This is a genomic window from Nonomuraea sp. PA05, from assembly GCF_008086045.1.
GTDB classification, from domain to species: domain Bacteria; phylum Actinomycetota; class Actinomycetes; order Streptosporangiales; family Streptosporangiaceae; genus Nonomuraea; species Nonomuraea monospora.
Genome location: NZ_VSEY01000004.1, coordinates 189771 through 211298 on the forward strand (window position 1 = coordinate 189771; position 21528 = coordinate 211298).

Genomic DNA, 21528 nt, shown 5'->3' on the forward strand with positions numbered 1-21528 from the left:
CGGTTGTGACGGCGTTCGACGCGAGCAGACTGATCGGTGACCTTGAGGTGAGCCTGGACGTGGATGTCCTGGTCGGCGCCTACCCCGACCGGGACGGCCCGCCGGGCACGCCCGGTTCGGTGCTGGGCACGCTGGCCGCGCACGGCATCCGGGCGGGCGCGGTCGCGTCCCTGCGCGCCGCGCTGTTCGACGTGCGCTCGGGCAACGACGAGGTCCTGGCGCTGGAGCCGCCGGCGGTCCCGGTCGGGACCGTGGACCTGCGCGACCCCGTCGGCGCCGTACGCGAGCTGGACCGGCTGGCCGGGCTGGGCGTCAGGGCGGTCAGGCTCTTCCCGGACGAGCAGGGCGTGGAGGCGGGCTTCCCGTCGGTCCGCCACGTGGCCAGGGCGGCGGCGCGGCTCGGCCTCGTCGTGCTGACCGGGGGTGACGTGCGGCGCTTCTGGCAGCCGTTCTCCGGCCTGGACGCCACGGTGGTCTTCCTCGACACGCACTTCTACCACCTGGGCGACTTCCTCGTGGTGGCCGCCGACGAGCCCGGCTTCCACACCTCGACCCGCCTGCTGAACTCCCCCGACGCGCTGGAGACCGTACCGGCCGACCGGCTCCTGTACGGCTCCCGCACCCCCCACTACGAGCCGGTCGTCCCCCTGCTGCGGCTGGCGACCAGCGGGCTGAAGCCCGAGGAGATCGCCGCCGTGGCGGGCGGCAACGCGAGGAGGCTGCTCGGATGATCATCGACGTGCACGCGCACTGGGGCCCGTGGTTCTTCACCATGGACGTGGCCAGGGCGAACGTGAGCACCATGGACAGGTTCGGCATCGACCTGTCGATCGTCTCGGCCACCGAGGCGGTGATCTACGACGCCCCGGCGGGCAACCGGGCCCTGGCCGCCTGGCTGGAGCGGCAGGACCGCCACCTCGGCTACGTCACCGTCAACCCGCGCAGGCAGGCGGAGGCCGAGCGGGACCTGCGCGCGTACCTGCCCACCGGCAGGTTCGTCGGCGTCAAGATCCACACCGACTACACCCGCTCGCCGGTCTCCTCACCTCAGACGCGCGAGGCGCTGGCCATGGTCGCGGCGGCCGGGGTGCCCGCGCTCGTCCACACGTGGGGCGCCACGGTGCTGGACCTGGCCCAGGTCTGCCTGGACACGCCGGGCCTGCGGGTCATCGCCGGGCACATGGGCGCCGACGGCCACGCCCACGCGATCGAGGCGGCCGGCGCCTGCGACCGCCTCTACCTCGAACCCTGCTACTCGCACGCGCCCGCCGGCCGGATCGCGCAGGTCGCGGCGGCGGTGGACCGCACGCGGCTGCTGTTCGGCACCGACTCGACGCTGATCGACCCGGCCTCCGCGTTCGGCGCGGTGGCGGCGGCGGGCCTGGACGAGGAGACGGCCGAGCTGGTCGCGTGGCGGAACGCGGTGCGGCTTTTCGATCTGGACATTACGGCCTAGTCCGTTATAGCGTGCGGCCACCTTCCCGAGGAGTGATCACAGCCTTATGAACCGCCGCAGTTTCCTCCAAGCCGCAGCCATCTCCGCAGGAACCGTCACCCTCCCGGCCACCTCCGCACAGGCCACCTCCGCACAGGCCGCCACCGCACAGGCCGCCACCGCGCTCACAACCGGCAGGGAGCAGAAAGGCACGATCACCGACCTCGGCCCTGCCAGCGTGGCCAGCCCCCTGGGCAACGCCGAGTTCGTCGGCGACGTCCTCTACCTCGGCTCGCGCGGCCTGTCACCCAACGTCGTGGGCGCCTGGGACCTGGCCCAGGACAAGGTCACGGCGCACTTCGACATCCCCACCGGCGTGGGCATCTGGGCGATGTGCAAGGTCGGCACCGACGTCTACGTCGGCACCCACACCCGCTCCGACCTCTACAGGATCGACACCCTCACCGGCGCCACCACCCTGCTCGCCCAGTACTCCGACGACTACATCTGGACCATGGCCGCCTCCCCCGACGGCAAGGTCTACCTGGGCACCTCCCAGCCCGGCCGCGTCCTGGAGTACGACCCCGCCACCGGCGCCACCCGCGACCTGGGCGAGCCCGCCCCCGGCGAGGCGTACGTGCGCAGCATCCAGGCCGACGACACCCACGTCTACGCCGGCGTCGGCACCAACGCCCACCTTGTCGCCATCGACCGGCGGACCGGCGAGAAGCGCGACCTGCTGCCCGCCGAGGTGGCCGACCGCGACTGGGTGTCGAGCATGGCGATCAGCGGCACGCACGTGGCGGGCGGCATGAACTCGCTGGCGGAGCTGCTCGTGCTGGACAAGGCGGACCCTGCCGCGTACAAGGTGGTCAAGGCCACCGCCCCCGGCGAGAAGTACATCGTCTCGGTGCTGATCCACGACGGCTGGGTCTACTTCGCCGGGCGCCCCTCCGGCACCCTCTACCGCTACCACATCGCGACCGGCGCGTACGAGGTGCTCGGGGTGCCGTTCCCGGAGGCGCAGACCGTCCGCATCCTGGAGCACGGCGGCCGCGTCTACGGCGTCCAGGAGCCGGGCATCTTCGTCTACGACCCGGCCACCGGCGACCTCGGCTACGTCAGCCACGTGCAGAAGGGCTTCAGAGCGGCCCCCGAGGAGCCCATGTCCGTGCACTGCGACGGCGAGCGCGTCTACGTCGGCGGCAAGGGCGGCTGCGACATCCACGACCTGGCCACCCGCGAGGTCACCCGGCTGCCCATCCCCGGCGAGCCCAAGACCATCATGACCGCCGCGGGCACCACCTATCTCGGCGTCTACACCCAGGCCGCCCTCTACTCGCACCGCGCCGGCGACGCCGAGGCCAACCTGATCTTCCGCACCGGCCACAGCCAGGACCGGCCCAAGGACCTGGTCCACGACAAGCTGACCGGGCTGATCGTGATGTCCACCCAGCCGGAGCCTGGGCACCAGAACGGCGCGCTCGACGTCTACGACCCGAGGACCGGCCGGGTGGACACCTACCGTCCGGTCGTCGAACGCCAGACGGTGTTCTCGCTGACCGCCCGGCTGGGCACCGTCTACCTGGGCACCAGCACGCAGGAGGGCCTCGGGGCGCCACCGGTGACGTCCACGGCCCGGCTGGCGGCGTTCGACCTGCGTACCCGTGAGGTGAAGTGGGAGATCGAGCCGGTCGCCGGCGCGAAGGCCGTCACGAGCCTCAAGCACACCGCGCTCGCCCTGTACGGGATCACCGACGCGGGCGTGCTGTTCGAGTACGACCTGCTGCGGCGCAAGGTCACGCGCACGCTGAAGGTCTGCGACCGGGGCGGCGACCTGGTGCTCGCCGGACGCCACGCCTACACCAGCGACGAGGACGCCGTCTACGAGATCGACCTGGCGCGGCTCACCGCGAGCAAGCTCGTGACGGGGCTGGCCAGCGACTGGTTCGGCGGCGGCTCCCGGATCAACATCGACCCGTCCCGCAGGGCGCTCTACGCGCTGAAGGGACGCGACCTGATCCGCGTGGCCATCTGAGGCTACGCGGCCAGCACCCTGGCGCGCTCGCCGTCCGGCAGTGCGGGACCGTACGGGTCGTGGGCGTGGTCCTCGGGGATGAGCCCCTCCGCGGCGGCGAGCCAGGCCATGCGCTGGACGTAGCCCTCCATCGGAGCGGTGAACGTGGCCGCCGCCAGCCGGTCCAGGCGGGCGGCGGCCTTCTCGAAGCCGCGCAGGTCGTCGCCCTCGTAGGCGCGCAGCACCGCCGCCGTCGTCCCCACCGACGCCGCCGCCACGCCCACCAGCGCCGCCTGCGCGCCCCACAGGAGCGAGGCGGCGAACATGCGGTCCTCGCCGGTGATGGCCAGCCTGTCCGCGTCGCGGGTCAGGGCGATCGTCTGCTGGCAGGCCATCGCGTCCGACAGCAGCGCCGTCTTGAGTCCCGCCACGCCCGGCAGGCTCAGGAGGCGGCGCAGGGTGCCGGGCGGGCAGGGGTTCGTGTAGAGGTCGAACGCGATCATCGGCAGGCCGGCGGCCGACCACACCGCCTCGTGCAGCGCCACGCGGTCGCCCGGCTCGGGGAACACCAGCACCGCGTCGGCTCCCAGCTCAGCGGCCGTCCGCGCGTCCGCAACCGCATCGGACGCCTGGTCAGGCCGCGCGCCGCCGACGCCGACGATGACCGGGACGCCCGCGCGGCGGGCGCGGGTGATCACCTCGGCCCGCACCGGCGCGGGCAGGAAGGGCCCGCGCCCGGTGTGCGCGAGGACGGCCAAGGCGTCGGCGCCCGAGGCGACCAGCCGCCGGAAGTACGACTCCGCGACGTCGAGATCCACCTCCCCGGCCGGGTTCATCGGCGTCAGCGCGGCGGCGGTCAGGCTCCCGCGCAGGCGATCACGCAACCCGGCGGCCCGCGCGTCGATCGGCGTGCTCATCATCGCTCCCCTCGCCGGCCCCGCACCGGCCTCTCACCGGACTTCCGGGCGACAAGCGTAGGCCGTCCGAGATCAGCCGGTCACTTCAGCCCGGTCATCGCGATGCTGTTCACCAGGTAACGCTGCAGCAGGAAGAACACGACCAGGCACGGCACCGCCGAGACGGCCGCCGACGACATCAGCATCGACCACTGCAGCTCCTCCGTCTTCAGCACGGTGAGCCCGACGGTCAGCGTCCGCGTGGCGTCGCTCTGCGAGATCACCAGCGGCCAAAGGAAGTCGTTCCAGTGCCACAGGAAGACGAACACGCCGAGCGTGGCCAGGATCGGCTTGGTCAGCGGCACCACGATCGTCCAGTAGACGCGCAGCTCGGAGGCCCCGTCGACCTTGGCGGCGTCGAACAGCTCGTCCGGCAGCCCCAGGATGAACTGGCGCATCAGGAAGACCGCCTGCGAGTTCGCCAGCGTCGGCACGATCAGGCCCCAGAAGGTGTCCACGCCGTCGAGGTCGGAGACGAGCACGTACAGCGGGATGAGGGTGGCCTGGAACGGCACCATCATGGTGGCCAGGAACGTCCACAACATGGCGTCGCGCCCAGGGAAGCGCTTCTTGGCGAACGCGTACCCGGCCATCGACGCGGTGAGCAGGATGATCACCACGGAGACGACCGAGTAGATCAGCGAGTTGAGCGTCCACTCGGCGAATCCCGAGGCTCTGAGCACCTGCATGATGTTGTCGAAGGTGAGCGAGTCGGGCCACTGCGCCGGCACGGTCGGCTCGCCGCGCGGCGACAGCGCCACCACGACCATCGCGACGAACGGCCCGAGCGTCAGCAGCGACATGACCGTGAGCAGCGTGTAGAGCGGCCACCGCCGGCCGCGGCGGCGCGGCGGGGTTGCCTGCCGGTCGCGGACGGCGGCGGGGCGCGTGGCCGTCATCGTCATGTGTTCTCCTTGCCGACGAACCGGCGCTGGATCAGCGAGACGACCAGCACGATGGCGAACAGCACCATCCCCCAGGTGGCCGCGTAGCCGAACTCCCAGAAGCGGAAGCCGCGTTCGAAGATGCCGTAGATGAGGGTGTAGCTGGCCTTGGCGGGCCCGCCGCCGGTCATCACGTAGATGGTGTCGAAGACCTGGAACGAGGCGATCGTCTCGATCACCAGCACGAAGAAGATCGCCGGCTTGAGCAGCGGCAGGGTGATGCTGCGGAAGCGCTGCCACGGGCCGGCCCCGTCCACCCTGGCCGCCTCCAGGTAGGAGCCCGGGATGGCCTTCAGCCCCGCCAGCAGGATCAGCATGGAGTAGCCGAAGCCCTTCCAGCAGGAGACGACGGCCAGCGCGGGCAGCACCAGCTCCGCCCGTTCCATGAAGCCGACGGGCCCCAGGTCCAGCTTGGCCAGCACCCCGTTGATCAGGCCGTCGAACTCGTAGATCCAGCGCCAGATGAGGCCGGCGAACACGAAGCTGGTCACGTACGGCAGGAACAGGATGCCGCGGAACAGCCCGCGCATGAACACGATCGAGTTGAGCAGCAGGGCGGTGCCGAGCGAGACGGCCATCACGAGCGGCACGTAGATGACGGTGTACACCAGCGTGGCTCGCAGGCTGGACCAGAAGTTCGGGTCGTTCACGAGCCGCGCGTAGTTGTCGGCGCCGATGAAGCTCCACTCGCCGCCGATGTTCCAGTTCGTCAGGCTCATGCCCGCCGCCCCGAGCGTGGGGAAGATCTTGAAGATCAGGAACAGCACCAGCACCGGGAGGACGAACAGCAGTCCCGTGACCGGATCACGCAGCCGATGACGCACCGGCGCTCACACCTTTCGAAGCGGACGGGCCTCCCCTGGAGGAGGCCCGAATCGGGTCAGCCACCGCTGGCCAGCAGGTCGTTGCCCTCCTTGGCGGCGGCGTCGAGGGCCGTCTTGGCGTCCTCCTCGCCGATCAGCGCCGCCTGGATGTGAGCCGCGACCATCGCCATGACCTGGCGGGCCTTGGGATGGGTGTCGCCGGGGAAGGCGTACTGCAGCGACTTGGCGAACTCCTTGGACGTGGCCGACTGCTCGGGGATCGTCACGTCGGTGCGCGCGGAGAAGAAGCCGGACTCCTTGGCCAGCGACCCGGCGACCTCCGGCGAGGCGATGTAGGCGGCGAGCTTCCTGGCCGCGTCCTTGTTCTCCGAGTGCTTGGCCATGACCAGGCCGCCGGGGATGCCGAACGCGACCCGCTTGGCGCCCTCCAGCGGCAGGCCCACGCCGACGTTCTCCGCGCCGATGGCGGCGCCGAGCTGGTCGGCGTTGAGCGCGGTGGCCGCGTGGTACATGGCGGTCTTGCCGCCGGCCAGCGGGCCGCCCTCGATGTCGTTGCCCTTGCTGGCGGCGTTCTCCGGCAGGCCGCCGACCGCCTTGAGGTCCAGCAGGAACTGCAGGCTGGCGATGCCCTCCTGGCTGTTGACGGTCACGCTCTTGCCGTCGGGCGAGAACACCGAGCCGCCGTTGGCCCACAGGATGGGGTAGAAGCTCTGGTTGAGCGAGACCTCCGGCTTGCCGGGGTAGTCGAGCACCGCGACCTTCTTGGCGGCCAGCTTGGGGGCCGCCTCCTTCAGCTCGGCCAGCGTCTCGGGCACCTTGGTGACGCCCGCGTCGGCGAAGAGCTTCTTGTTGTAGATGGGGGCGGTGATCGTCTGGTAGATCGGCACGCCGTAGAGCTTGCCGTTCACGGTGAGCGCGGTGAGGGCGTTGGGCAGGTAGCCGCCCTTGTCGGCCGCGATCACGTCGTCCACGGGCTCCAGCGTGCCCTGCTCGGCGTACTGGGGGATCTGGTCCGGGCCGAGTACGACCAGGTCGAAGCCCTTCCTGGAGGCCAGCGCCGTGGTGATCTTCTCCTGGCGGCCCTCCCAGGGCTGCTGGTCGACCGTGACGTCGATCGCCGGGTTCTTGGCCTCGAAGTCCTTCTCGACCTTGTCCCAGAAGGCCTTGTTCTTGGCCTGGTCCGAGATCACGGGGTACATCCAGAGAGTCACCGCGCTCTTGTCCGAGCCCGAGCCACCGGAACCGCACCCGCCGACCGCGACGCTGAGGGCGACCGCGATGCCGGCTGCCGCAATGTTTCTCATCGGCGGCGTTCCTTTCCTGAATACCGGTCCTGACCGAAACCTAGTGATCGGGGATGGTCCGGTCAATGCTTGATACATGAACGTAACTACGGCCGGCCGAGGTAGCCGGCGACCGCTTCGGTGATGACCTTGACGTGCTCCGACGTGTAGTGCTCGTTCCAGTCGATGATCAGGAGCGTGGTGGCGACCAGGCGTTCGGCCTCTGGGCAGGGGGCGGGGCGGTAGTCCTCCAAGGGGTAGCGGGAGGAGCCGTAGACGGGGGCGTCCCAGAGGGGGGCGCGGTTGAGGGGCTCCTTGAGATAACCGGCCCTTGCCGGAATTCCGGCGGCGGACAGGTGGGCGGCCAGCTCGGGGGCGTCGCCGTTGGGCAGGACGAGCGGGAACAGCCACCACGCGTGCCCGTCAGGCCGCGGCAGCCCCAGGTGGACATCATGCGGTTCGAGCGCGCGCAGGGCCTCGATGAGCTGACCGGCCGTGCGGCGCCTGGCCTCGACGACCTCCGGCAGCTTCGCGAGCTGGGCGCGCGCCACCGCCGCCTGCAACTCGGTCATCCGGTAGTTCAGCCCCAGGCTCTCGTGCGAACGCCCCGCCGCCCGGTCCCACCCCTTGTCCGCGAACAGCCGCATCCGCCTGGCCAGCTCGTCGTCGTCGGTGAGCGCCAGCCCGCCGTCACCGCACGTGATGTGCTTCCACTGCTGCAGGCTCAGCGTGCCGACGTGCCCGGCCGTGCCCGCGTACCGGCCGTCCGGCAGCTCGGTCAGCCACGCCTGCGCGCAGTCCTCGATGAGCGCCAGCCCGTGCCGGTCGGCCAGGCGGCGCAGCTCGCCGGCCCTGGCGGGCGCGCCGAACAGGTGCACCACCATGATCGCGCGGGTGCGCGGCCCGATGAGCGCGGCCACGGCGTCCGGGTCGAGGTTCCCGTCGGACGGGTCCACGTCGGCGAAGACAGGAACCGCGTTCTGCGCCAAGATGGGGGCCACGGTCCCGAAGTCCGTGATCGGCGTCGTGATGATCTCGTCACCGGGGTCCGGCGCCGCCGCCACGACCGACAGGTGGAGGGCCGCCGTGCCGGACGCGCACGCGATCGCGTGGCGGGAGCCGTACAGCTCCGCCACCTCGCGTTCCAGCGCCCGTGCCTCGGTCCCCCACACGGAGTTGAGCATGCCGGAGCGGATCACCCGCTCCAGCGCGGCCACCTCCTCGTCGCCGAGGGTGCGGCCCGCGGGTTCGGCCATGTTGGGAAAGTGCAGGGTCACCGGATAGCCTTTCGGTCTAGACCGTAAAGAAGGGGAAGGGAGACGCGGGTGGGGTTCGTCATCGGAGTCATCGGCCCGCACGACCTGGTCGACGACGTCGCGGCCACCTGCGAGGAGCAGCCCGGCGTGAGCGCCCTCCGGCTCGACTACGACCACGAGTCGCAGGCGCCCGCCGTCGTCGAGGCCCACGCCGGCTCCGTCGAGGGCTGGCTGTTCACCGGCATCGTGCCGTACATGCTGGCACGCGGCGCCGACGTGCTCACCCGCCCCGCCGTGTTCGTCGACTACTCCGGCGCGACGCTGCTGAGCGCCCTCGTGCGGCTCCAGCACGAGGGGCAGGACATCACGCGGCTGTCCATCGACACCATCTCGCCCGCCGACGTCACCGCCACGTTCGACGAGGCCGGGCTGCCCACCGGCGACCTGCGCACGCTCGGCTACCGGCCGGAGACCACGTCCAAGAAGATCATCGCCTTTCACCGCCGCTCCCCCGACCACCCCGTGATCACCTGCCTCAGCTCCGTGCACGAGGCGCTGCGCGGCGAGATGCAGGTGCTGCGGCTGGCGCCGTCGGAGCACTCGGTGCGCGCGGCGCTGCGCCAGCTCCTGCTCACCGCCGAGGGCCAGGCCCAGGAGGACGCGCAGATCGCGCTCGGCCTGGTCGAGGTGGACAGTGAGGAAGGCCTGCTGCGCGAGGCCGGCGCCCTGGCGGGCACGCTCGCCGGGTTCCGCGGCGGCAAGCACCTGCTGGTGACCACCCGCGGCCCGCTCTACGAGGCCACCGGCGGCTTCACGGGGCTGCCCATGCTGGCGCGGCTGGCCAATCACAGCAGCGTGGCTCGGGTGGGCTTCGGGCTCGGGCGCAGCGCCGCCGAAGCCGAGAGCCTGGCCCGCCGCGCCCTGGCCAGGGCCAGGCGCATCGGGAACGTGGCCGCCGTCCTGTCGCTGCGTGCCGACACCGACATCGTGCTGGAGTCGGTGATCAGCGCGCCCGCCGGCGAACAGAACCTGCCGCTGATCGCGCGCCGCGTGGGGCTGTCGGTGCCGACCCTGGAGAAGCTGCTCGAGGCCCGGGACGCGGCCGGCGGCGAGGCGCTCACCACCCGCGAGATCGCCGAGCGGCTCGCCGTCCAGCAGCGCACCGCGCGGCGCATGCTGCACCGGCTGGAGCTGGCCGGGCTGGCCGAACGCACCGGCAACCTGACCAGCGGATCCAGCGGCCGTCCCCTCACCCTCTACCGCCTCACCCTGTAGCGGGCGGCGTGACACCCCACGGCCACACCGGCCACCAGCCGCCCGCGCCACTCCACGACCACACCGGCCACCAGCCGCCCGCGCCACTCCCCGCCCGCGCCGGTCACCAGCGCAAGGCCGCAGGCGGCGGCGCGGGGCGCTGTGCTCAGGCCAGCCATCGGTCCAGGCCCTGGGCGACGAAGTCGTCGTCGCGCAGCCACGGGTAGGCGGCCCAGACGCGGTCGATCTCGGCGAGCTGCCCCGGCGACAGGTCCTCCTCCGGGTCCAGGCACCAGCGGCCCGCCAGCAGCCCCTGGCGGCGCAGCACCTCGTGGATGCCGGGAATGCACCCCCGGAAGCCGTTCGCCGAGTCGAAGATGGCCGCGTTGGCGTCGGTGAGGTGGCCGTCCAGCCCCAGCAGCCGGCGCACGGCGGCGTCGTCGCCCGACCGCGCCAGCGTGGCCTCCTCCAGCAGCTCCACCGCCCGCCGCACCCAGACCGCCCACTGGCCGAGCAGCCCGCCCACGAACTCCACCTCCACCTGCCGCCCGTCCACGACCACCCGGTGCGAGGTGACGAGATCGGCCAGGATGTGATCGTCGTTGCCGGTGTAGAGCGCGATCTCCCCGGCCCGCCCCGCCCGTACGACGCCGTGCAGCACGTCCAGCGTCCGATACCGGTCGAACGGCGCCACCTTGACGCCCACCACGGACTCGATGCTCGCCAGCCGCGTCCAGAAGTCACGCGACAGGGGCCGCCCGCCCACCGCGGGCTGCAGGTAGAACCCGATCACGGGCAGCACCTCGCCCACGGCCCTGGCCCGCGCGATCAGCTCGTCCTCGTCGAGCTCCCGGTACGGGCTGAGCAGCACCATGTGATACCCGAGCGACCGCGCCAGCTCCGCCTCCGCGACCGCCTGCTCGGTGGGCCCGGTCGCGCCGGCCACCAGCACCACCTCGCGGTCGGACTCCCTGGCCGTGCCCGCCGCCAGTTCGAGCACGGGCGCCAGCAGGCCGGTGCCGTGGATGGCGAACTGCGTGGTGTGCACGCCCACCGCCAGCCCGCCTGCGCCGGCCTCGACGTAGTAGCGCGTCAAGGCGCGCTGGCGGCGCTCGTCCAGCTTCCTGTCCTCGGTCAGGGCCAGCGGGTGCGCCGGGATCACCAGACCTCGCCTGAACAGGTCGCGTACGGACGTCTGCGCCTCAGAAGCCGTGCCGAGCACGTGAGGTCCCCCTTTGCCATGTGAAGTGAGCATGCACGCCTGCCACGTGACGTGGACACGTGCGGGCGTGCCGCGCGACGCGGGCACGCGTGTGTCGTGTGAGAGCGGGCACGTGCGTCAGAAACGCCCGTCGCGGCGTTCGAACTTGGTGGGCTTGCCCAGCAGCGGCCCGCCGTCCGCGACCCACCGCGCCGTGTGCTCGATCAGCTCGGCCGGGGTCAGCTCGGGATAGCCGAACAGGCGGTGGCAGCGGGAGGCGTTCGACAGCAGCGCCGTCGGCGCCTCCTCGCCGGTGAACACCGGCTCCTTGCCGAGCGCCTCGCCGAGCGCCAGCGCCGCCTGCCGTACCGAGATCAGCTCGGGCCCGGTCACGTTGAGCACGTACGGCGGCACGTCGGCGAGCAGCAGCGACCGCAGCGCGACCTCGTTGGCGTACCCCTGCCAGACCACGTTCACCTGGCCCGTCGCCAGGTCGACGGGCTCCGACGCGAGCACCTTCTGGGCGAGGTCGACCAGCACGCCGTAACGCAGCTCGACCGCGTAGTTGAGGCGGAGCAGCGAGACGGGGGTGCCGTTCCGCTCGGCGAAGTACGTCAGCACACGCTCCCTGCCGAGGCAGCTCATCGCGTAGTCGCCGACGGGCCCGGTGGGCGAGCCCTCGGTGCTGCCGCCGCTGGTGACGGGGACCAGGGGGTAGACGTTCCCGGTGGACAGCGCGGCGATCCTGCTTCCCGCGAACCGTTCGGCGACGCGTCCCGGCAGGTAGGTGTTGGTGAACCAGGCGGCGTGCGCCCGCCCGCTGGTGCCGAACTTGGCGCCCACCAGGAACACCACGTTGGGCGCGTCCGGCAGCTCGCGCAGGGCCTGCTCGTCGGCGACGTCGGCCGCGACCACCGTGGCGCCCTCGTCCTGGAGCGCCTGGGCCAGGCCCGGCTCGGAGAAGCGGGACACCGCGATGATCCGCCTGTCGCCGGCGGTGGCGTTCAGCGCCAGGCGTACGAGGCTCGGGCCGAGCTTGCCGCCGGCGCCCAGGATCATGATGTCGCCGTCGAGCTTGCCCAGATCGTCGACGAGCCCGGGGGTCGGCCGTGCCAGCCGCTCCTCGAGTTCCGCTGTCGTCCGCACGCGGTCTCCTCCACATTCGATTTACGGTCCAGACCGTAACCGCGCGAAGCTCCGGCTGTCAACGGGCTGGCATGTCGGGGGCGCGGCGCTCGACGCGCAACCCGTGCGCACGCGCGAGCCGCGCGGATGCTCAGACGCGCGACCCGTGCGCACGCGCGAGCCGCGCGGATGCTCAGGCCCGCGAGCCGCGCGGATGTTCGGACGCGGGAGCCGCGCGCCCGGCTCTCACGTCGTCGCGAAGTCCTCTCGCGCGCGGACCAGCACGTCGAGGACGGCCCTGGTCTCGGCCCACGGCACCGGACTGGGCGCGCCACCGATCATCGCGAGGAACGCCCCGATCGTCCCCTCGTACCCGAGCCCCTGGACCGGATCGTCTCCGCCCTCGATCACGATCGTCTCGCTTCCGTCCCGCTTGTGCAGCGTCACGCTGTACGACTCCGACTCGGACACGCCGAGGATCTCGACACTGCCGGTGATGCCGTCGTCCCAGCGCAACGCCATCACCCCGGTGTCCTCCGAGCGGAGCGTCGTGTAGTGCCGCCGCGCCCCCGCCGCGCCCACCAGCCGCACGTCCGGCCCGAGCAGCGCCACCAGCAGCTCCACGCCGTGGATGCCCATGGTGACCATCGTGCCGCCGCCTTCGCCCGGCGTGTCCTGCCAGGCGTTGTAGCCGTTCGCCCACAGGCCCACGTCGTGCCGGACGGTCGCCCGCACCGCCAGCACCTCGTCCCGCTCGACCCGCGTACCGGCGAAGGAGGGAGCGAACCGCAACACCGAGCCGGACAGGACGCGGTCGTGGATCGGCAGCCGGTCGAGCTGGTCGAGCTGCGCCCGGCTGGCGGCGGCGGGCTTGTTCACGAAGCAGGGCAGCCCGGTCTTCAGCACCTCGGCCAGCGCCTGCGGGACCTGCGGGTTGGGCACGGTCAGCACCACCCCGTCGAGCTGCCCTGCCAGCACCTCCCGCAAGCTGCCCGCCACCTTCGCCTGCGGGTGCTCGGCGGTGAACCGGGCGAGCCGTTCCTGGTCCTGCTCCCACACCACGAGCTCGGCGTGGCGGGACAGGGTGCGGGCGTCGGTGTAGGGGTGGCTGGTGGCGAGCCCTGCGAGTGCGATGCGCACGGATTGTCCTTCCGAGTCCGGCAATGACTGCCGGAAGCGTAGCCATCATGGACCGGCGCCGTCCTCAGCGCGTCTTGCCGTCCCGACGGACGGCGGGCTCAGCGCGTCTTGCCGTCCCGACGGGCGGCGGGCTCAGCGCGTCTTGCCGTCCCGACGGGCGGCGGGCTCAGCGCGTCTTGCCGTCCCGACGGGCGGCGGGCTCAGCGCGTTCTGCCGTCTCGACGAGCGGCGGGCTCAGCGCGTTCTGCCGTCTCGACGAGCGGCGGGCTCAGCGCGTTCTGCCGTCTCGACGAGCGGCGGTGTCAGCGGCCCGGAGCCCGGCTGTCTCGACGAGGGTGGCCAGGACGGCGGCGACGGCGGGCGGGTCGGGCGGCTCGCCGTAGGTGGCGGCGTGGATCCGGCGGGAGAAGCCGACGAGTTCGGTGGTGTGGACGTCGGAACGGCGGTGCGCCTGGAGCGCCAGCCCCGGCAGCGTGGTGACGCCCTTGCCGGCGGCGACGAGCGCCTGCACGACCACCATGTCGTCGCTGAGCGACGCGATGCGCGGGGTGAAGCCCTCCCGCCCGCACACGGTGATCAGCTCGTCCTGGCACCGCCGGCAACCACCGATCCAGTCGGAGTCGCGATGCCCGGTGAGGCTGTCATCCGGCCGCCGGCTCACGAGGTGGATCGGGTCGTCGCACAGGTGCACGAGACGGAACCCGTCTTCTCCTTCGAACGGCGTGTCGGCGTGCTGGAAGACGAGCGCGACGTCGATCTCTCCGTCCCGCAGCATCTGCAGCGCCTCGACGGGGTGCCGGTCGATCAGGACCAGTTCCAGCCCGGGGTTGGTACGGGCCAGTGCCACGGCCGCCTCGGGCACGATCGTGCTCAGCACCGACGCGTTGGCCGCCAGCCGCACCCGCCCGGTCCGCAGGCCGACCTGTGCCGCCAGCTCGTTGGTGGCCGCGTCCACCCGTCCCATGATCTCGGTGGCCCGCAGGGACAGCAGCCGCCCTTCGGGGGTCAGCCGGATCCCGCGCCCGACGCGCTGGACGAGCCTGGCGCCCGTGGCCGCCTCCAGGCGGGCGAGGTGGTGGCTGACGGACGACTGCGAGTAGTGCAGCTCTTTCGCCGCTTCGGTGACGGACCCGTGCCGCGCCACGGCGGCCAGAACCTTGAGATGAACCAGGTTCAGCATTCATCGACGATATCGATGCCATTGCCGAAATTCAGGCATTAGACGTCATGTATCCGCTGGGCCGATGCTGGGTGCGGAAAGCCCATCTGACAAGGAGCCCCCGATGTCCGTTGTACGCGTGCACAACTTCTCGATCTCCCTCGACGGCTTCGCCACCGGCGCCGGCCAGGCCCCCGACGCACCGTTCGGCCACGCCGGGGAACGCCTGCACGAGTGGATGTTCGCCACCCGGTTCTGGTCCGAGATGGGCGGCCGCCGTGGCGGCAGCGGCGGCGCCGACCACGCGTTCGCCGCGATGCACGGCCCCGGGATCGGCGCCGAGATCATGGGCGCGGGCAAGTTCGGCCCTCCCGGCTGGCAGGACGACCTCGACTACAAGGGCGCGTGGGGCCCCAACCCGCCGTTCCACACCCCCGTCTTCGTGCTCACCCACCGGCCCCGGCCGTCGATCGAGATGGAGGGCGGCACCACGTTCCACTTCCTGAACGCCACCCCCGCCGAGGCGCTCGAAGCGGCCCGCAAGGCGGCCGGCGGCCAGGACGTGCGGCTGGGCGGCGGGCCTTCGGTGGTCCGCGACTTCCTCGCCGAGGGGCTCGTCGATCACATGCACGTGGTGCAGGTCCCGATGCTGCTGGGGCGGGGCGTGCGGTTGTGGGACGGGCTGGAGTCGCTGGAGGAGGCGTACGACATCGAGGCGGTCTCGACGCCCTCCGGCGTCACGCACCTGACGTTCACGGCGAAGCGCCGGTGATCGCACGCGTGCGCCTTCACGGCGCGGGGCCTTCACGACGCGGGCCTTCACGGCGCGGGCATTCACGGCGCGAGCCTTCACGACGCGGGCCTTCACGACGAGGGGACGGCGCCCCGCTCCGGCAACGCTCGCGTGACGAGGGCGGCCACGTCGGCGGGAGCGGGAACGCCGCCCGCCGCCAGGACGCGCCCGTCCCTCCCGACGACCACCCCGTAGGGCGGCCACGGGATGTCGTTGGCCTCGAAGACATCCGGGGCGACGACGAGCGGCAGCCTCACCCCGTGCCCGGCCAGGTAGCGACGGGACTCCTCCGCGTCGGCGGCGGTCACCAGCACCACGTTCACCGTCAGGGCGGCCTCGATCAAGGCCGGGAGGATGCTGGTGCACAACCGGCAGGCGGGCGAGATCAGCGCGTACAGGACCGGCTCCGAGCCGGGCTCGGCGGGACGGCCGGACAGGACGAAGCGATCACCCGCACGCGGCCCCGGCGGGACGGCCACGGCGGACTTCGCGGGAAGGAGCGCAGGCGCCAGCAAAGCCGCCGCCACGAGCAGCGGCGCCGGAAGCAGGTGCACGGGCTCGAACGGCACGTCCCCCGCGAGCACCGCCATGACCGCGAGGACCAGCAGCAGCCCGGTGCGCGCCAGCGTGCGCACGCTCACCCGGTCCGCCGCGCCGCCGAAGCAGCCGCACGGGACGTCGAGGCGGCGGACGAGCGCCGAGCCGATCGCGGTCAGGAACGCGGTGAACAGCAGCGCGGCCAGCACCCCGCCCCACCGCCGGGTTCCCGGAACGGCCAGCAGCACGACCGCGACGACCTCCGCCGCGATCACGGCAGGGGCGGCGGCCGTGGTGAGGCGGCCGGGCAGCAGGCGGTATCCGGCGATGTCGCGGGCGAAGGCGCGCACGTCCCTGACCTTGGTCAGCGCGGCGGCGAGCAGCACCGCGACCAGCCCCAGGGACGCGGCGGCGCACACGATCGCCACCCCGTCCGAACTCACCGCACCGCCTCCTCTGCCTGAGCCACCGTCCCGCCGTCGTACTGGTAGGCGGCGGCCTGCAACCCATACAGGTCGGCATAAAGCCCGTCACGCGCCATCAACTCCGCGTGCGTCCCCTGCTCAGCTACCCGCCCCCGATCCAGCACGTAGATCCGATCGGCGTAACGAACGCTGGCGAGCCGATGCGTGATCAGCACCACGGCCCGCCCGTCGGCGTGCCGCCGGATGCGCTCGAACAGGGCATGCTCGGCGCGGGCGTCCAGAGCGGAGGTCGGCTCGTCGAAGATCACCAGCTCGGCGTCGTGGTAGAAGCCCCGCGCCACCGCGACCCGCTGCCACTGCCCGCCCGACAGGTCGTGGCCGCCCCGGAACCGGCGGTCGAGCAGCGCGTCGTAGCCGAGCGGAAGCGTCGAGACGACCTCGTCCGTCCCCGCCGCGGCGACGGCCTCGGCCAGCCGCTCCTCCTCCAGGGGCCTGCCCATGAGGATGTTCTCGCGGACGGTCAGCGGCCAGCGGGTGTGGTCCTGGGCGATCACCGAGACCATCCGGCGCAGGTCGAGGTCGGCCAGTTCGCGGCCGTCCCAGCGGATCGTGCCGGACTGCGGCCGGTACAGCCCCGCCAGCAGCTTGGCCAGCGTGGTCTTGCCAGAGCCGTTCTCGCCGACCAGCGCGATGACCTCGCCGCGCGCGACGGTCACGCTCACGTCGCGCAGCGCGGGCCTGTCGGCCCCGGGGTAGGTGAAGCTCACCCCGTCGGCGGCCAGAAGGCCGAGGCTCGAGGGGGCGCGGGCGGGCGCGGGCGGCGTGCGAGTCCGGGCTTGCTCGCGGAAGGCCAGGTAGTCGCCGAAGTACAGGCCCGCCTCGTACAGGCGGTTGAGCGTCTGGACGAGCCCGGCCAGCGAGGACTGTCCGGTCCTGAGTGCGAGCACGGCGGTGCCCGCGACGGCGAGCGGGATGACGCCGGCGGCCAGCAGCGCGGCCAGCGCGCCGTAGACGGCGAGGGTGGCCACGCCGGTCAGCGCGTCGCCACCCGCCTTCACCACGGTACGGCGGCGCGCGACGTCGAGTTGGACGTCCTGCTCCAGGTCCGCCACCTTGGCGTACTCACCGAGCAGAAAGTCGCGCAGCGCGAACGTGCGCACCTCTGCGGCGGGCTGTCGCTCGGCCATCAGGTCGGAGAGCATGAACTTGCGCCGCCGCGCGGCCGACAGCCGGTAGAAGGCCTGGTAGCCGAGCCTCGCGGTACGGATCGCGGCCCAGCCCGCTGGCACGGCGGTGACCAGCAGCAGCGGCATGAGCACCGGGTGCAGGAACCCCAGCGCCGCCGTCGCCGCGGCCACGCCGACCGCTCCGGTCAGCGCGGAGATGGTGGTCTCCACGACCGTCGCCGTGTCGGGCACCCCGCTGTCGCGGGCGCGCAACATCGCGTTGTGGAAGTCGTCGTCGTCGAAGGCGGCCAGCTCCACCTGCGTGGTCAGCTCGAACAGCCGCGTCTCCGCGAGCCGTTCGACCTGCGGTTTGAGCCGGGCCTGCGCCCAGCCGGCGGCGGCGAGCAGCGCGCCCCGCAGCCCCGTCGCGACGGCCACGAGCGCCAGGGACGGCAGCGCGCCGCGCACCCGCTCCGGCGTGGGACCGCCGGAGAACAGCGAGGCGAGCACGTCCGAGGTCGCCACCAACCCATAGACGGTGAACACGCCCGCCAGGACGTTGCCCGCCAGCGCGACCGCCGTGTCGAAGGGGGCGGCCTGCCACGCCAGCCGCAGCGCGGAGGCGATCAGGGACGGCAGGCGGCGGGCGATCTTGCCGAGGCTCGCCGTCAGCAGTTCCTCGTCCCGGCTCTCCCAGTACGCCGCCGCCAGCCCCGACCGATCCCCGATCGGCGAGCCGCTGGATTTACGGCGCAGTTTTTCCCAAAATCTCATGCCGCATACGGATTAGGGCAGATCATCCTGTCAATCTAGGTCAGCCTTCCAGGGCTGTAAAGGTCCGCCGCAAACACAATTCACACCGTGATCATTCATTGCTGCATGCTTATGGACATATCAGCGCAGCCGTGCCCATAATGCCTCCGTTTGGCCGTAACTCTCATTGTGAGTCACGGTCAGGGCATCGGTAACGGCGCCTACCAGGTGCGCGTGCCACGCCCGTACCAGTGAAGACCGCTTACAGCGGTCAGGGAAGGAGACCTCATGTCGGTACTGGCTCTGGAGCCCCGCGACGCCGGTGTACTGGAGTTCGAGGACCTCGACGTCGACTTCGACGGTGAGCTGACCAAGCTCCTGCACGGGCCTCAGGCCTGCGTCAACACCTGCAAGCGGACGGTCTGCAGCAGCTTCCCCTGCTGCCCGTCCATCGTGTGATTCCTCGGTAACCGGCGTGCGGATCCGTGTAATGCGGAACCGCACGTTCGCCATGTCGAAAAATGGCCGTATTTCATGCATCCGAGGTGAGAAATCATGAGCGTGTCCGCCGTTGTCAATGTGCCGGACGTCCTGGCCGAAGTCGCCGCCGCGCACGGCCGCGACGTTCACCAGGACGAGACCTGGATCAGCGTGCACGACCCGGCCGGCGGCACGCCCTCGCAGGGGTGGAAGATCCACGTGTCGGCGCGTCCCGGCACGCTCGCGGAGACGCTCGCCCGCGCGCTGCCGGTGCTGCTCGACCACGGCTGCGACTTCAAGGTCGCACGGTCGCCCGAGACGCTCAGGGAGCTCAACTCCGGTGACCTCGACGCGGGGGCGGTCGGCAAGGCCATCACCGCCTACCCGGCCCAGGACCGGGTGGTCGCGCTCGGGCACGCCCTCGCGGACGCGCTGGCCGGGATGGCCGCGCCGCGCATCGTCAGTGATCGGCGGGTGCGTTCCGATGCTCCCGTCTACTACAGGTACGCGCCGTTCGCACCGCAGTATCGCGTGGATGAGAACGGGGACTTCGAGCTGGTCGTGGTGGGTCCGGACGGGGAACGCCTGCCCGGCGCCGCCGGGCCGGAGTTCTCCTGCCCGCCCTGGGCCACCGACCCGTTCCGCCCGCCCTCCGGCGTCCGGTCCACGGAAGCCCGGCGTCCCGGGGAAGTCCGGGACCAGCCCGCGGAAGGCACCGGTGGCCAGGCAAGGAACGTCACCGGTGACCGGCCCGCCCGACTGATCGGCAACCGCTACCAGGTCACCTCGGGAGTCGTGCGCGGCCCGCGCGGCAATGTCTACCGCGCCACCACCCCCGACGGCCGCCCCGTCATCGTCAAGGAGGCCCGCGCCTACGTCGGCGAGAACACCGAGGGCTGGGACCTGCGCATGTACCTGCGCAACGAGCTGCGCGTACTCGGCGCACTACGCGGCCTGGCAGGCGTCCCGGCACCGCTCGACCACTTCCGCCACGGTGAGGACGAGTTTCTCGTCATGACCGACGCGGGCAGCCTCGACCTCAACCGCTACGTCGGCGAGAACGGCCTGTTCACCGACGGCGGGGACGCCCGCGACCTCGGCGCGCTCGCCACCCGGCTGCTGTCGGTGCTGGACGCCGTGCACGAGTGCGGCGTCGTGGTCCGCGACCTCTCACCCAAGAACGTCGTCCTCGGCGACGACGGCTCCTGCACCCTGATCGACTTCGGCAACAGCAGGTACGACGGCCTGCAGCTTCCAGGCTGGACCCGCGGCTACAGCGTGCCCGACCAGCACACCGGCCGCGACTCCGAGCCCGCCGACGACTACTTCTCGCTGGGCGCCACGCTCTTCTTCGCCTGCGCCGGCATGAATCCCCTCATGATCGACCCGGACCCGGCCGTCAACGCCGAACGCACCCTCCTGATCCTTGACCGCCTCTTTCCCGGCGTCACGACGGGGGTCGTGGGGCTGGTGCCGCGGCTGATGAGCCTGGACCCTGCCACGCGCGCCGCCGCAGCCGCCGACCTGCGCGCCGGCCACCTCACCAGCCGTCCGACCGACGGGCGCCTCCCCAGCCGTCCAGCCGCCAGCCAGAACGCCGACCGGTCCACCGGCCGTCCCCGATCGTCGGCGTCCGTCCGCTACACCGGTGAGCTGTTGTCGCGGGTGATGCAGCACACCGTACGGGAGTGCGCGCGCTTCGCCGAGAGCCTCATGGAGGTCCCGGACGACGCCCGGCGCGCCACCCCACCGGTGACCAACGTCTACGCCGGGTCGGCCGGTCTGGGCATGGAGTTGCTGCACCACCCCGAGAGCAGGGACGTCGCCCTCGACCTGGCCCGCTGGACGGCCCGCGTCATGCCGAGCGCCGTCCTGCCGCCCGGCCTCTACTTCGGCCGCACCGGCACAGAAGTGTTCCTGTCCACCGCCCGCCTGGCCGCCGTGCCCGGGCTCCCGCAGCCGGTGCCCCTTGAGCTGAGCGGTGATCAGCGGGCCGACCAGGCGCACGGTGTCGCCGGGATCGGCAATGGGCATCTGGCGCTCGCGGTGCTCGACCAGAACCCCCGCCACCTCGCCGTCGCCGCCGAGTGCGCCAGGAGGCTGCTCACCGGCGAGATCACCACATCCGAGGACGCGGTCGCCCCCGCCCAGCCCGGCACCGGCGTGGCCGTGGACGCCGCCTACGCGCACGGCGCGGCCGGTTGCGCCGACTTCCTGCTCTCCTACCACGAGGCCACCGGCGACGGCCCGGTCCGCGAGGCAGCCGCCCGGGAGATCGCCGCGCTGGCCGTGACGGCGGAGGCGCTGCTGGGCGAGCTGGCCGGGCCCGACGCGCGCCCGATGGGGGCGTCCTGGTGCCAGGGTATGGCGGGCATCGTGACGACGCTCGCCCACGCCGCCCACGTCTTCGGCGAGGACCGTCACCTGGACCTGGCCGAGCGGGGCGCGCGCGCCTGCCTGGCCCTCGCCCCTGGAGCCTGGGTGGTCTCGCAGTGCTGCGGGCTGGCGGGAATCGGCGAATCGCTCGTGGACCTGGCCCTGATGACCGGCGACGCCGCCTACTGGCGTGGTGCGGAGGAGATCGCCGAGCTGATGCTGCTGCGGGCGGGCGGCGCGTTCGAGAGCCCTGTCTTTCCTGGGAACGACCTGGACAAGGCCGGGTACACGTGGGGCACCGGCGCGGCGGGCGTGCTGTCGTTCCTGCGCCGCCTCGACCACCGCACCGGCCCGCGCCTGTGGACGGCGACCCCCACCCCTCTCGTATAGACGCCGCCCCCTCA

General features: G+C 72.0%; 19 protein-coding genes. 7 read left to right on the top strand and 12 right to left on the bottom strand.

Annotation, left to right across the window (positions count from 1 at the left end):
• The first annotated feature begins 5 nt into the window (after positions 1 to 5).
• From FXF51_RS08220 to FXF51_RS08230, 3 genes are read left to right on the top strand one after another with little or no spacing between them, the layout of a single operon-like run.
• Positions 6 to 731, top strand: a complete 726-nt coding sequence (locus FXF51_RS08220; protein ID WP_187414253.1) for an amidohydrolase family protein — start codon at positions 6 to 8, stop codon at positions 729 to 731.
• On the top strand, positions 728 to 1456 hold the full coding sequence (locus FXF51_RS08225; protein ID WP_148433667.1) for an amidohydrolase family protein: 729 nt from the start codon (positions 728 to 730) through the stop codon (positions 1454 to 1456). Before FXF51_RS08220 ends, FXF51_RS08225 begins: the two co-directional genes overlap by 4 nt.
• Before the next feature lie 46 nt (positions 1457 to 1502).
• Complete coding sequence (locus tag FXF51_RS08230) at positions 1503 to 3473, top strand: PQQ-binding-like beta-propeller repeat protein (protein WP_148433668.1); 1971 nt, start codon at positions 1503 to 1505, stop codon at positions 3471 to 3473.
• A 2-nt stretch (positions 3474 to 3475) separates the two neighbouring features.
• On the opposite strand, the gene FXF51_RS08235 is transcribed toward FXF51_RS08230, so the two are convergent.
• The 5 genes from FXF51_RS08235 to FXF51_RS08255 form a co-directional block, all read right to left on the bottom strand.
• Entirely contained in the window at positions 3476 to 4369 is an 894-nt protein-coding gene (locus FXF51_RS08235) for a dihydrodipicolinate synthase family protein (protein WP_148433669.1), read from the bottom strand.
• Positions 4370 to 4449: 80 nt separating this feature from the next.
• Positions 4450 to 5313, bottom strand: a complete 864-nt coding sequence (locus tag FXF51_RS08240) for a carbohydrate ABC transporter permease (protein WP_148433670.1) — start codon at positions 5311 to 5313, stop codon at positions 4450 to 4452.
• Complete coding sequence (locus FXF51_RS08245; RefSeq protein WP_148433671.1) at positions 5310 to 6176, bottom strand: carbohydrate ABC transporter permease; 867 nt, start codon at positions 6174 to 6176, stop codon at positions 5310 to 5312. Before FXF51_RS08245 ends, FXF51_RS08240 begins: the two co-directional genes overlap by 4 nt.
• A 56-nt stretch (positions 6177 to 6232) precedes the next feature.
• Positions 6233 to 7480, bottom strand: coding sequence for an ABC transporter substrate-binding protein (locus tag FXF51_RS08250; RefSeq protein ID WP_187414254.1), 1248 nt, complete (start codon positions 7478 to 7480; stop codon positions 6233 to 6235).
• An 86-nt stretch (positions 7481 to 7566) separates the two neighbouring features.
• The gene (locus FXF51_RS08255; protein WP_187414255.1) at positions 7567 to 8715 is read right to left on the bottom strand and encodes a DegT/DnrJ/EryC1/StrS family aminotransferase; all 1149 of its coding nucleotides are present in this window, start codon (positions 8713 to 8715) and stop codon (positions 7567 to 7569) included.
• Between the two features lie 69 nt (positions 8716 to 8784).
• Between FXF51_RS08255 and FXF51_RS08260 the strand changes: the two genes are divergently transcribed.
• On the top strand, positions 8785 to 9990 hold the full coding sequence (locus FXF51_RS08260) for a hypothetical protein (protein ID WP_262379354.1): 1206 nt from the start codon (positions 8785 to 8787) through the stop codon (positions 9988 to 9990).
• Here the strand turns inward: FXF51_RS08260 and FXF51_RS60660 are convergent.
• From FXF51_RS60660 to FXF51_RS08280, 5 genes are all read right to left on the bottom strand, one after another.
• Positions 9972 to 10148 carry a hypothetical protein gene (locus tag FXF51_RS60660; RefSeq protein ID WP_187414256.1) on the bottom strand — a complete coding sequence of 59 codons (177 nt, stop codon included), beginning with the start codon at positions 10146 to 10148 and terminating at the stop codon, positions 9972 to 9974. The two genes, FXF51_RS08260 and FXF51_RS60660, sit on opposite strands and share 19 nt — an antisense overlap.
• Positions 10136 to 11191 (bottom strand): dihydrodipicolinate synthase family protein, encoded by a 1056-nt coding sequence (locus tag FXF51_RS08265; RefSeq protein ID WP_262379355.1) that lies wholly within the window; start codon positions 11189 to 11191, stop codon positions 10136 to 10138. The genes FXF51_RS60660 and FXF51_RS08265 overlap by 13 nt, the downstream gene beginning before the upstream one ends.
• 117 nt (positions 11192 to 11308) lie before the next feature.
• Positions 11309 to 12316 (bottom strand): NAD-dependent epimerase/dehydratase family protein, encoded by a 1008-nt coding sequence (locus tag FXF51_RS08270; RefSeq protein ID WP_148433674.1) that lies wholly within the window; start codon positions 12314 to 12316, stop codon positions 11309 to 11311.
• Between the two features lie 225 nt (positions 12317 to 12541).
• Positions 12542 to 13435 (bottom strand): Gfo/Idh/MocA family protein, encoded by an 894-nt coding sequence (locus FXF51_RS08275; RefSeq protein ID WP_148433675.1) that lies wholly within the window; start codon positions 13433 to 13435, stop codon positions 12542 to 12544.
• 268 nt (positions 13436 to 13703) lie between these two features.
• Positions 13704 to 14615: a LysR family transcriptional regulator gene (locus FXF51_RS08280; RefSeq protein WP_148433676.1), complete on the bottom strand. Its 912-nt coding sequence runs from the start codon at positions 14613 to 14615 to the stop codon at positions 13704 to 13706.
• 103 nt (positions 14616 to 14718) lie between these two features.
• On the opposite strand from FXF51_RS08280, the gene FXF51_RS08285 reads away from it, so the two are divergent.
• Entirely contained in the window at positions 14719 to 15366 is a 648-nt protein-coding gene (locus FXF51_RS08285) for a dihydrofolate reductase family protein (protein ID WP_148433677.1), read from the top strand.
• 92 nt (positions 15367 to 15458) lie between these two features.
• On the opposite strand, the gene FXF51_RS08290 is transcribed toward FXF51_RS08285, so the two are convergent.
• Positions 15459 to 16367 carry a MauE/DoxX family redox-associated membrane protein gene (locus FXF51_RS08290; RefSeq protein WP_148433678.1) on the bottom strand — a complete coding sequence of 303 codons (909 nt, stop codon included), beginning with the start codon at positions 16365 to 16367 and terminating at the stop codon, positions 15459 to 15461.
• Positions 16364 to 18289, bottom strand: coding sequence for an ABC transporter ATP-binding protein (locus FXF51_RS08295; RefSeq protein ID WP_148433679.1), 1926 nt, complete (start codon positions 18287 to 18289; stop codon positions 16364 to 16366). Before FXF51_RS08295 ends, FXF51_RS08290 begins: the two co-directional genes overlap by 4 nt.
• A gap of 267 nt (positions 18290 to 18556) precedes the next feature.
• Here FXF51_RS08295 and FXF51_RS60665 point away from each other — a divergent pair, with 267 nt between their 5' ends.
• Positions 18557 to 18727, top strand: a complete 171-nt coding sequence (locus FXF51_RS60665; protein ID WP_187414257.1) for a hypothetical protein — start codon at positions 18557 to 18559, stop codon at positions 18725 to 18727.
• Between the two features lie 96 nt (positions 18728 to 18823).
• Positions 18824 to 21514 (top strand): class IV lanthionine synthetase LanL, encoded by a 2691-nt coding sequence (gene lanL / locus FXF51_RS08300; protein WP_148433680.1) that lies wholly within the window; start codon positions 18824 to 18826, stop codon positions 21512 to 21514.
• Positions 21515 to 21528: the final 14 nt, after the last annotated feature.

Excerpts from the sequence above, each read along its gene's own strand:
- FXF51_RS08225 (WP_148433667.1), top strand. The coding sequence starts at position 728 with ATGATCATCGACGTGCACGCGCACTGGGGCCCGTGGTTCTTCACCATG.
- FXF51_RS08230 (WP_148433668.1), top strand. The coding sequence starts at position 1,503 with ATGAACCGCCGCAGTTTCCTCCAAGCCGCAGCCATCTCCGCAGGAACC.
- FXF51_RS08235 (WP_148433669.1), bottom strand. The coding sequence starts at position 4,369 with ATGAGCACGCCGATCGACGCGCGGGCCGCCGGGTTGCGTGATCGCCTG.
- FXF51_RS08240 (WP_148433670.1), bottom strand. The coding sequence starts at position 5,313 with ATGACGATGACGGCCACGCGCCCCGCCGCCGTCCGCGACCGGCAGGCA.
- FXF51_RS08250 (WP_187414254.1), bottom strand. The coding sequence starts at position 7,480 with ATGAGAAACATTGCGGCAGCCGGCATCGCGGTCGCCCTCAGCGTCGCG.
- FXF51_RS08255 (WP_187414255.1), bottom strand. The coding sequence starts at position 8,715 with ATGGCCGAACCCGCGGGCCGCACCCTCGGCGACGAGGAGGTGGCCGCG.
- FXF51_RS60660 (WP_187414256.1), bottom strand. The coding sequence starts at position 10,148 with ATGGCTGGCCTGAGCACAGCGCCCCGCGCCGCCGCCTGCGGCCTTGCG.
- FXF51_RS08280 (WP_148433676.1), bottom strand. The coding sequence starts at position 14,615 with ATGCTGAACCTGGTTCATCTCAAGGTTCTGGCCGCCGTGGCGCGGCAC.
- FXF51_RS08285 (WP_148433677.1), top strand. The coding sequence starts at position 14,719 with ATGTCCGTTGTACGCGTGCACAACTTCTCGATCTCCCTCGACGGCTTC.
- FXF51_RS08295 (WP_148433679.1), bottom strand. The coding sequence starts at position 18,289 with ATGAGATTTTGGGAAAAACTGCGCCGTAAATCCAGCGGCTCGCCGATC.
- FXF51_RS60665 (WP_187414257.1), top strand. The coding sequence starts at position 18,557 with ATGTCGGTACTGGCTCTGGAGCCCCGCGACGCCGGTGTACTGGAGTTC.
- lanL (WP_148433680.1), top strand. The coding sequence starts at position 18,824 with ATGAGCGTGTCCGCCGTTGTCAATGTGCCGGACGTCCTGGCCGAAGTC.